The 2,985-nt window shown below is 35.6% G+C and carries 2 protein-coding genes; both read right to left on the bottom strand.

From position 1 onward, the window contains the following. On the bottom strand, positions 1-141 hold a 141-nt coding region (locus ACVC08_RS03465; RefSeq protein WP_452596600.1), incomplete at its 3' end, for a type IX secretion system membrane protein PorP/SprF. Between the two features lie 19 nt (positions 142-160). Then, positions 161-2,985, bottom strand: a 2,825-nt coding sequence (locus ACVC08_RS03460) for a choice-of-anchor L domain-containing protein (RefSeq protein ID WP_452599225.1), incomplete at its 5' end; no start/stop codon positions are given.

Below are 2,985 nucleotides of genomic sequence, written 5' to 3'. Positions count from 1 at the left end.
AGATACGGTTTCTGTAGACCCTGCATAGGCAGGGTTTATTACATTCATATTATACATATACTGCGTATACTGCGGGTCTTGTTGTGCATATAATTGATAGCCTAACAAGAATATGAAAATGGTATATATTAGTTTTTTCATTGGTTTTGTTTTCGTTTGTTTAGTAGTTTAAGTATATAAAAGTAGTAAGAGGTTGTTCAACATCTTTTAAATACACGTTATAGTAATAAGTTCCGACTGGAAGTAAGTTTCCATCTTGATCTGTACCACACCATTGGTCTACATATCCTGTTAATTCCCATACTTTAACACCGTAACGGTTAAACACCTGGGCTTTAGTAATATCTCGGCGGTCTTCTAAATGATCTAGTATTAAACAGTCGTTTACACCATCTCCGTTAGGAGACAATCCTTGTGGCTGATCTACACAGTTGGCATTTTCATAAAACTCTACAAACATTGCTGCTTCTCCTAAACAACCCGTTACATCATCAACAACTGTTGCTGTAATATCTCCTTGCTCTAAGGCTTCTGCTGTTAAAGTATATGTATTACTTGATGTCGACTGTACTAAATTCCCTTCTATATAGAAGTTATATGTTAATGGGTTTACTAGTTCGTCTGAGTTTTCTACATTAATAGAAATGTCATAATCTTCATTAGCACACTTAATAACATAATCTTCTTCAAAAGCTACTATTGGATTAGGGAAGAATTCTATTAAAACTTCATCCATAAAGAAACAGCTTGTTCCTGTTATTAATATTTCGGCTGTATATATTCCTGTTTCATCTACTGTAAGTGTAGGACCATTTTCTCCTGGTATTGGTTCTAAGATTCCTGGAATTTCAGGGTCTGTAAAATACCATGTAAGTACAGAGTTGTTTGGAATATCGATACCTATATCTAAAAGCACTTCATCTCCTAAACAGTTAGCGTTTCCACTAGTTAATAAGATGTCATCTCCTAAATCTATAGTACCAATATCGAAACTTCCTGCTGCTAAAAATACCGCTGAATCAAATAATGTATCTTGATCATCTGCTATTACTAGTTTAATATGGTATTGATCGTTAGGCACTACTGTTGCCATTGCTGTTATTGGTACTGTACGCCCTCTAAAATTAGTTGGACTTGTTAATGGGTTTTGGCCTATACCTGCACCAAAATCAAAAACATCATAATAAGCATCAAAGAACTCTGGGTTAACAGAAGCACAACCTCCATTAAATGCTTCGTCTCTTACATTAAGTACAGAGATAGGAGTCGCTGTTCCTGGTACTACGGCTAAGTTAACTGTATTTCCTGCTGCGTCGGTTAATAAGAATGCAAAAGCATCCGAGAATGTACACTGGAAACCTCCGTATTCTTCTGCCGCAAAAATAAAGTCGAAAGACATTTGTGGTGTTACTGGTACAAAATCGAACTCTAATATTGTTGCATTTCTAGTCTGTCCTGCTGGTAAACCAACTTCGTTTTCTAAATCTGCATCCCCTAACCAAGCAAAGGCTCCATCACTAATAGTTCCTGTTTCTGGTCCTGGCGCATTTAAAACATCTCCTGTTGTTAATATCACACCACTTTCGAAAGGAAAGTCAGATCCGTTTTGTTCAAAGTAACCAATACCATTAGTAGAACCAAAGTTTGTTCCTGTAGAGAATGTTATATTAGAGACTAAAGAACATGGAGAATCTATTAATACATCTTCCACTAATTCTTCAACAGTATATTGATCTGTATTTGTAATGATTGGAGGTGGTAATGAGATAATACATAAATCGAAAGTAGTATTCTGGAAAGGTGTATTTCCATTAGAGAATACTTGTACGTAATATGTTTCTCCTATTGTTAAACCATTAGCAACTATTTGACCGTTATTAGGACAACCTATGTTTGTTAAGTTATTACAATCTGCTCCTTCATATAATCCAAAAGATAATGCAGTAGTATCACCTGCTATGTTAAGTAATGAGACTGCATGGTCTTCTGCTACAGCTTCAAATGAAAACCAAACATCATCATTTGCTGTTCCAAAACACACATTTCCTTGAGGAGATTGTGTTGCTCCATATATTGTTCCATTAGTAACATTAGTACAGTTACTGTCTGCATTTGCAACAGCTACAATTGCATTTTCACAATCATCGTTTGATGGTGGACATGCTGGTATGTTTAATACATCACTTGTTACAATACAGTTAGAGTCATCTTGGTTAGATACTACAACTGTAACATCTGTTCCTATTGGGTATGGTCCTATTTGTACTACACCAGTAGCTGTTGTACTTACTGTAGTAGTACCATCGTTAATATCTAAAGTTGTTGCACTACCTAAATCTGTAACATTAACATCTATAAAGAACTGATCTGTTCCACTTGCACAATCGTCTACCGCAGTAAATTCTACTGTATGAAAAAGACATGTTGCACATGATACAGAAACATCTATAGGCGTAAATCCGTTATTATCACAACTTATAGATCCATCTGACGTTACTGTAAAAGAGATTGAATCTCCTGTAGATTGATAAAGTAATCCTCCTACATCACCACCATTTCCATAAGGAGTTGCTGCATTTAAATCTGTTCCAGTTGCCACGTCTGTAACAACTAACTCATCCCATCCATCTTCTACTTGTCCTGAGTTGAATACAATGGTTAGTGGTGTGCCATCATTACTTGTAAATGTAAATACATTAGTATCGTTTGATGTATAGCAATATGTAAAATCTGTTGGCCCTACTGTACAATCTACATATTGGTCTAAGCAAATTTCTTGTGTTAAGGAGTCGCTTACTATAAAGCAGTTCCCATCGTTATCATTTGTTACTGTAACTACTACACCTGTGTTATTTGCATAAGGACCAAAAGAAACAACTCCTGTTGCGTTTACAACTTGAGAGTTTCCTTGATTGTCTGATACGGTAAGTGATGTTGCTGTTCCTAAATCTGTAATATCTGTTTCTACAAAAAACTGTGGTCCAT

It is taken from the genome of Pontimicrobium sp. MEBiC06410 (genome assembly GCF_053601615.1).
This window is presented reverse-complemented; position numbering and strand designations above follow the sequence as displayed.